Annotated in this window: 10 protein-coding genes; 4 read left to right on the top strand and 6 right to left on the bottom strand. The window is 42.5% G+C overall.

The genetic code is table 11. The features are described 5' to 3' along the window. Positions 1-133: 133 nt before the first annotated feature. Entirely contained in the window at positions 134-421 is a 288-nt protein-coding gene (locus V7K76_RS13740; protein ID WP_334774561.1) for an anthrone oxygenase family protein, read from the bottom strand. Positions 422-482: 61 nt separating this feature from the next. Then, the gene (locus V7K76_RS13735) at positions 483-656 is read right to left on the bottom strand and encodes a hypothetical protein (RefSeq protein WP_334774560.1); all 174 of its coding nucleotides are present in this window, start codon (positions 654-656) and stop codon (positions 483-485) included. A gap of 345 nt (positions 657-1,001) precedes the next feature. Between V7K76_RS13735 and V7K76_RS13730 the strand changes: the two genes are divergently transcribed. Then, the gene (locus V7K76_RS13730) at positions 1,002-1,199 is read left to right on the top strand and encodes an NblA/ycf18 family protein (RefSeq protein ID WP_334774559.1); all 198 of its coding nucleotides are present in this window, start codon (positions 1,002-1,004) and stop codon (positions 1,197-1,199) included. Positions 1,200-1,215: 16 nt separating this feature from the next. On the opposite strand, the gene V7K76_RS13725 is transcribed toward V7K76_RS13730, so the two are convergent. Together V7K76_RS13725 and V7K76_RS13720 are read right to left on the bottom strand one after the other, a co-directional pair. Then, the gene (locus V7K76_RS13725; protein ID WP_334774558.1) at positions 1,216-1,344 is read right to left on the bottom strand and encodes a hypothetical protein; all 129 of its coding nucleotides are present in this window, start codon (positions 1,342-1,344) and stop codon (positions 1,216-1,218) included. Positions 1,345-1,448: 104 nt separating this feature from the next. After that, positions 1,449-1,682 carry an EF-hand domain-containing protein gene (locus V7K76_RS13720; protein WP_334774557.1) on the bottom strand — a complete coding sequence of 78 codons (234 nt, stop codon included), beginning with the start codon at positions 1,680-1,682 and terminating at the stop codon, positions 1,449-1,451. A gap of 302 nt (positions 1,683-1,984) precedes the next feature. Here V7K76_RS13720 and V7K76_RS13715 point away from each other — a divergent pair, with 302 nt between their 5' ends. Together V7K76_RS13715 and V7K76_RS13710 are read left to right on the top strand one after the other, a co-directional pair. Next, positions 1,985-2,116, top strand: coding sequence for a type II toxin-antitoxin system RelE/ParE family toxin (locus V7K76_RS13715; protein ID WP_265276706.1), 132 nt, complete (start codon positions 1,985-1,987; stop codon positions 2,114-2,116). A 507-nt stretch (positions 2,117-2,623) separates the two neighbouring features. Further along, positions 2,624-3,787 (top strand): LLM class flavin-dependent oxidoreductase, encoded by a 1,164-nt coding sequence (locus tag V7K76_RS13710; protein WP_334774556.1) that lies wholly within the window; start codon positions 2,624-2,626, stop codon positions 3,785-3,787. Between the two features lie 80 nt (positions 3,788-3,867). Here V7K76_RS13710 and V7K76_RS13705 read toward each other — a convergent pair whose 3' ends face one another. Together V7K76_RS13705 and V7K76_RS13700 are read right to left on the bottom strand one after the other, a co-directional pair. Then, on the bottom strand, positions 3,868-4,359 hold the full coding sequence (locus tag V7K76_RS13705) for a hypothetical protein (protein WP_334774555.1): 492 nt from the start codon (positions 4,357-4,359) through the stop codon (positions 3,868-3,870). Between the two features lie 311 nt (positions 4,360-4,670). Further along, a complete protein-coding gene (locus V7K76_RS13700) occupies positions 4,671-5,195 on the bottom strand; it encodes a hypothetical protein (RefSeq protein WP_334774554.1) in 525 nt (174 codons plus the stop codon). A gap of 37 nt (positions 5,196-5,232) precedes the next feature. Here V7K76_RS13700 and V7K76_RS13695 point away from each other — a divergent pair, with 37 nt between their 5' ends. Then, on the top strand, positions 5,233-6,180 hold the full coding sequence (locus tag V7K76_RS13695) for a malate dehydrogenase (RefSeq protein ID WP_334774553.1): 948 nt from the start codon (positions 5,233-5,235) through the stop codon (positions 6,178-6,180). Positions 6,181-6,465: the final 285 nt, after the last annotated feature.

Here is a 6,465-nt window from a genome sequence, read left to right as displayed (position 1 = left end):
GGATATGGCTTTCGTAACTTTAGCAATTTTAGATTACGCAGTTTATTAAACTGGCATTTTACTATTAATACTCCATAAAAATAGCCGAAGAGCCAACATTCCTATTGCACTGTTTGATCACAGAGCGCGATAGTCAGTAATGCTGCTGCCCCAAACTCAAGATTGTCCTAACATAGTTCCTAAGCGTCCAATTGGTTAGATATCTAGCCCACAGGTTTGCACCCTCAGTACTATCTGGTTTGGCGATCGCTAGGGCATCATTGAGTGGCACATTGAAGGCGATTGTCACCAGAATTGTCTCAACCAGATAAAGCAAGCTACCAAACAGCAAGTAGATCGTACCAGGTTGATGCCACTTTGACAGCGAGGTGATAATGTTTTGAACGAACTTATACAACGGGAACCGATTTTTTATCGTCATTGCGAACTTGATAATTGCGAATTGCTTTGACGTTGGTGTGCGACTAGAATTTTGGTGAGGCTCAAAGAGAGCCCCCATAGTTAATAATCCCTGGATGGTGGATAAGAGTTAGTTCTTTTTGCTTGGGAGGAACTGACAGGGTTAGCGATCGCAATCTGTGCCTAACTTTTTCACGCCATCCACTCAGTCCACTGCGGCGCATCTGCCACCAGTTGAGCAAATTTGTCATCTCCATATCTCAAACTCCAGCATCGCGCCTCGACGCTCACCACTCTTGCCCAAAAAAATAATTGTATTGCCCATCTCTTCTTTTGAGCGATGGCACTGTTTCGCCCGCCGCAAGCAGAGGCGAAAAATGCTTTTAAAAACCTCTTAGTAAGAAACTTTAGAACTTAAGTTTTGACTTGGGTTGCCACAATGGAGTGATATCAAGGTTTTTAGCAGCAGATACGGCATTCTAACCTACGCCAATACGGTTTACACCCCTTTGGTTTTTGTAAAGGTATCGTAACATTTATTTATATAAAGCAATATTTGCTTAACTTAGCAAACTCAAATAAAAGAGTAAGTAATAAAAGCGATGAATCAACCCATTGAATTATCTTTAGAACAAGAATTTAGCCTTAGAACTTTCGCAGACCAAGTGCAGCAGATGTCCCGTGAACAAGCTCAAGAATTTTTGCAGATGCTGTACAAGCAGATGATGATAAGGGAAAAGACTTACCAAGAATTGCTCAAACATCAGTGGGAAGTTGGTTCAGGTTCAATGTTGGGTTAAAACAAACTTGCTCCCGTCAACTGTAGAAAGAGCCAACACTGTCCAGTCCAAAGTGCATTTTCAGCTTCAGTCCCTTCCAACCTTGAATAGCAGCACTTTCCACCTGGGTCAGTGTTTGGGGAATGTCAATTACTTGTGTGGTCATCTCTTTTGTGCTAAGGAGTCACTAATGACCATGAAAATTGCAAATCCCTCGAAGCGTGGGCGCTTTGGGGGATTTTTGGGTATTGAGTGTTAGGGATTAGGTTGCTAGTTTAAACTACTTACTTTCTCAACTGCTGACTTTAACTCTTCAAAGGTAATACTACCGTCAAAGTCTGAATCATAATTGGCTAGTAATTCCTGGGGACTACTGGTATTTGTTTCTGATGAGATGATTGCACTTAAGCCAGGACTTAAAAAAAGATCATTAATGGAGATTTTGCCGTCTTGATCCCTATCTAAGGTATTAAAAAGAGATTGAAGCTCTTGCTCGGTTGTCATAAGTTTCTATCTGAAGAACCGTTTTTCAACTTAATATCTCATTAATCTTTGATTAATCTCTCAAAATTAAATAAACTTGTATCTTTAGACGTAGAAACGGCTACTAGGTCAATCCCAGTGATCTCCGACCTGCGGCGGTTACTGGTTGAATACTAACCACTCATCGGGGATGTTTACCTATTTCCCGGTCGCAGTGATGAACACATCAGCAAAGACTCAGCCTCTAGGATTTTGAGAGGAGCTTGTAAACAGGCTCTTATAATTGGCGTGAGTACCCACAAGCTAATCGCTCTCTTTTTCCCTTGTCCATCAAAGACTTTCAGGATTATCTAATTTTTTATCGGATTGAGGATACTACTATTGAGATTCTTCGGGTATTTCATGGAGCAAGAGATTTAGCAGATGTACTTAGCGAATTAGACGAACAATTTTAACCCAAAATTGCTTATACCCCCACCAACCAATCGCACACCACAGACGTACACCCGTCTGCAAAGTTAACCCAAACCTGCCACTGCCCTAGATATGCATTCCAGTAAGGCTCCCCATCAGCAATTCCAACAGCCTCGCCTTCGTTGGAGACTAAGTGTTGGTAGAACTGACCAACTGACCAGCGCTGTTGAGTCCAAGGTGCGTTTTCCGCTTCAGCCCCAACAAGGCTTGTGGAGAAAGACTTTCAAGCTCCTGAGAATGAAAGGAGGATTGATTGCGATATGTCAGTGAGTGGTGGGAGCGATCGCCTGAGTAGCTGTCTAATGAATTGTCGTTTCTGTCTCTTAGCAAATTGCTTCCGGGGCACAGGAGCAAAGAAGAAAAAGGATTTTCGGTACAAGCCCGGTATATTGTGGGCGGTACAACTAAAGCATACCTTAGTGGATACCCTTTTTGGGTATGAAACACGATAAGTTGGACAAGTCTATTGAGATGAAAATCACAAACCAATGCTCACCGAACCTCTAAAATCTGTTGCTCACCGAACACGATTACGAAACGCTGAAGTTGCCTGGTTTGACGACCTTTGTGGGGGTGATACACAATATTTAGGTGTACTAGACGAAAAACGCCGGAGCAACTATGAACACTGCCGAAAGATCATGCTGACCGCCGAGCGAATGGGCTTTGGTAATATACTGCTGCCGACCTCATACCTCGTTGGGCAGGAAGTGATTCCCTTTGCCTCTGCTATGGGCCCGCAAACCGAAAGCATCAATATGCTGACGGCTTTGCGGACAGGCGAAATTTTCCCGACCATGCTGGCGCGTCATATCGCTACGCTGGATCATATTCTTAAAGGTCGATTGACTATCAATATTATTAATTCCAATCTGCCTGGTGTAATAGAAAGTCCTGAACTGCGTTATAAACGATGCTGCGAAACTATTGAAATCCTCAAACAAGCTTGGAATAAGGAAAGTATTGATTTTGAAGGTGAAATCTATCAGGTCAAACTTGATACCACAGACCCAGTGAAGCCCTATCAGCAAAATGGGGGGCCACTGCTATATTTTGGTGGGATTTCAGAGGGTTCAAAAGAAGTGTGTGCCAAATATTGCGATGTGTACCTGATGTGGCCGGAACCAGAAGAAAGCATTTACGCAACTATGCAGGACATGAGTTTTAGAGCAGCCAAATATGGTCGTCAGATTGACTTTGGTTTCCGTGTTCATGTTATTGTGCGTTCAACCCAAGAAGAAGCGCACGCCTGGGCACAGAGTATTATGTCAAAATTTGATCCAGCTGGCTTCAACCTTAAAGAACGTACACAAGACCACAAATCTTTGGGTGTTTTACGCCAAGATGAGATCCGAGCAAAATCCACATCGGATTACTTAGAGCCTCTGTTGTGGGGTGGTATTGGTCGGGCGCGATCTGGCTGTGGGGCAGCATTGGTTGGTACACCAGAGCAAATTATCTGGAAGATAAATCGTTATATGGATATGGGAATCAGGGCGTTCATCTTGTCAGGTTATCCTCTGATTGAAGAGTGCGAACTGTTTGGAAATCATGTTTTGCCACACCTGTCAACGGTCAAATTATCAATGGTTCAAGGACGTACACCTGTATCCGAGCCTGTGACTCCCTTGACCACGGCAGTACTGCGGTAGGGTAGATATAGCAGATATGATGAGAAAGTAAGACTATCTTAACCTCTCACCGATGGGCAGAGGGGCATGGGAGAGGGCGACTAAGCTCTTTTAAAAAATTCCCCATGTATGGGTTGGACATAATCGCAATACGCCTGATAAGCATCTTCAGGGTTGTCAAAATAACCAATGGTTATTGGTTGACTATTGACTGTGGTTTGCGCTCGAAATTTCCCACGCCATCCATTACACACTACTACTCCCTTAAAGCCAGACTTATTATTACAGTGCTTGCCTCGATTCATTTGAATTTGTTGACGGGTCGATGCTTTGAGGTTTTCGCGTCGATGATCAAAAGTGTTGCTGTTGAAGTGGTGAATTTCAAGGGACATATCTAACCCCATTCTTTGAGCCACTAATTTGTGAAAGAAAATAGTTTGTTGTTTTCCCTGCTGATCTCGCGGACTATTTCTCCGCAGATAACCATCACTATCAACTCGCCATCTAAAATTATCAACTAAGTCCTGATCTACTTCGCTATAATTTGCTATTCTAGTCGTACCTATTTTGGTTATGTAAACAAAGTCTGGCATAATCAGATAACTTTTAATTATAGGTAGAAATCGAGGTGCAATGAATGTTGAATATTCATCATTAATTATAAGATATTCAGTCACGTATTTATGCATTCACCCATTCAAAAGATTTGTCTATCTGTCGATTACAGATGACTGAAACCAAATCAGTTAACAGTTAAGACAAAGCAACAAACTTTGACTCCCTACTGATAACTGATAAAAGGCAACACAAATTCTCTCACCAAGCAGTACGGCGTGATCTTCGGTGAAACCAAGCAGCATTTTTAACCTAACAACTAAAGTGGTTAATAGTAAGCCCCACTTTCTCAGCCTATCCACTCAGTCCACTGTGGAGCATCTGTCACCAGTTGAGCAAACTTATCAGGGTCAAGATCCTCAAACTCCAGCATCACGCCGCAACGCTCATCAATCGTCAGGGTACTGAGTAATTCTTTAACTGATTCTACACCGTATTCAACCTGCTCAATCGCCAGTCGAGCATAGTATTTAACCCGCTCCCACCAAGAATCACTGAGTTCTTCATCTGTGTCCATACCCCCCCGATTATTACTTCCATCTTCATTAATGAGGGGTGTGGACGGAGCATTAATTCCATATTGAGACTGCATTCTAGCTTTATGTGCCGCATTTCTCTCTTGTTCCTCCTGGCGTTTCCGTTCCCTCTCTTCCCGTTGCCTTTGCCGATAATCCAGTACCTTCTGGATAAACTCGACATCCTCAGTATTCAGCCGATAATACCGAACACGCTGCCCATCCTCCATTGGTCGCCGCGATTCAGTGGACAAGCCCAGTTGTGAAAGATACTGCTCGGCTAGTTCTGGAGTTAACATTAACCAATTGAGGCAGTAACAAAAAAGTAGATATGACATGATTAGCAAAACATCCAAGGTTGGTGTCATTGGCGCAGGGAATGTAGGTGCAGACGTAGCAAATGCTTTAGTGCTACTCCGTAAATGTGTAAAAGTGGTTCTTTTTGACCGAACCTTATCAAAAGCTGAGGGGCAAGCATGGGATATTGAAGACAGCATTCCCCTACTTGAAGAAATGGAAATTATACCATCAACTAAGTATGAGGATTTAGCTGATTCTGATGTGATTGTCGTGACAGTTGGGGTGCAGCAGAAACTTGGACAGACCCGATTAGATACGTTGAGTGACAATGCAGAGATCATCCGTTCGACGATGAAAGAATTGGATCGAGTTGCACCGAATTCAATCGTACTTATTGTTAGCAATCCAGTTGATGTACTAACGCGGATTGCACTCGCCAATTCCACGAGAGCAGAAAACCTAATTTTCGGTTCTGGAACCGTTCTTGATACAGCTAGACTGAGATATCAACTTGGTAAACGACTGAATGTTGCTCTTCAAGACGTTCATGTTTATGTGATTGGAGAGCATGGAGACAGTGAATTTATTGTTTGGTCTAGTGCATTTATTGGGGGAATTGCTTTAACGGAATTTCCCATACCAGAAGGAGTGACACTGGAACAAATTCAGCAAGAGTACGCAGAGTTAACCCGTAAACGAGGTAATAGCATTTTGGAACGTAAAGGAAATACTAGCTATGGTATATCAACGGTAGTTTGTCAGTTAGTTGATAGCATTCTGCGAGATGAAAAGCAGATATTTCCAGTATCGGCCAGAGCAGATTCCAACTATGGAGTTGGCAGTGAAATTGTTCTTGGGCTTCCATGTATCATTAGCTCAATAGGTATTGAGCGCAAACTGGTGATACCAAGAAATGCTCATGAACAACGCTTGTTACAAGAATCAGCAAGCAAACTGAATGAAGCCTACAATTCGGGAGCATAATTAAACAATATGAGTAAAGTAAACATTGTGACTACTGTATTTTTATGATTAAACGCACTCCCGATTTTCACGCTTACCCAACCGACCGATATAATCGAGTTTCAAATCAATCTTGGCAAGTAATTTCTGTGCGATCGCTATGGAAGTAAGTTTTTCTGAGATAGTAACGTGAAGAAAAGGGGAGATAATTTCAAAGTCTCTTTCCCAGATAGGGAGACGTTAAAAAACCCGGCTTCAACAAAGTAAGCCGGGGTAAGCACTTATAAAAAATGACAGTTAAACCTT

This window comes from Nostoc sp., assembly GCF_036917975.1.
Lineage (GTDB): Bacteria > Cyanobacteriota > Cyanobacteriia > Cyanobacteriales > Nostocaceae > Nostoc.
The sequence above is the reverse complement of the archived record's forward strand: the minus strand, read 5'-3'. Positions and strand labels throughout refer to the sequence as shown.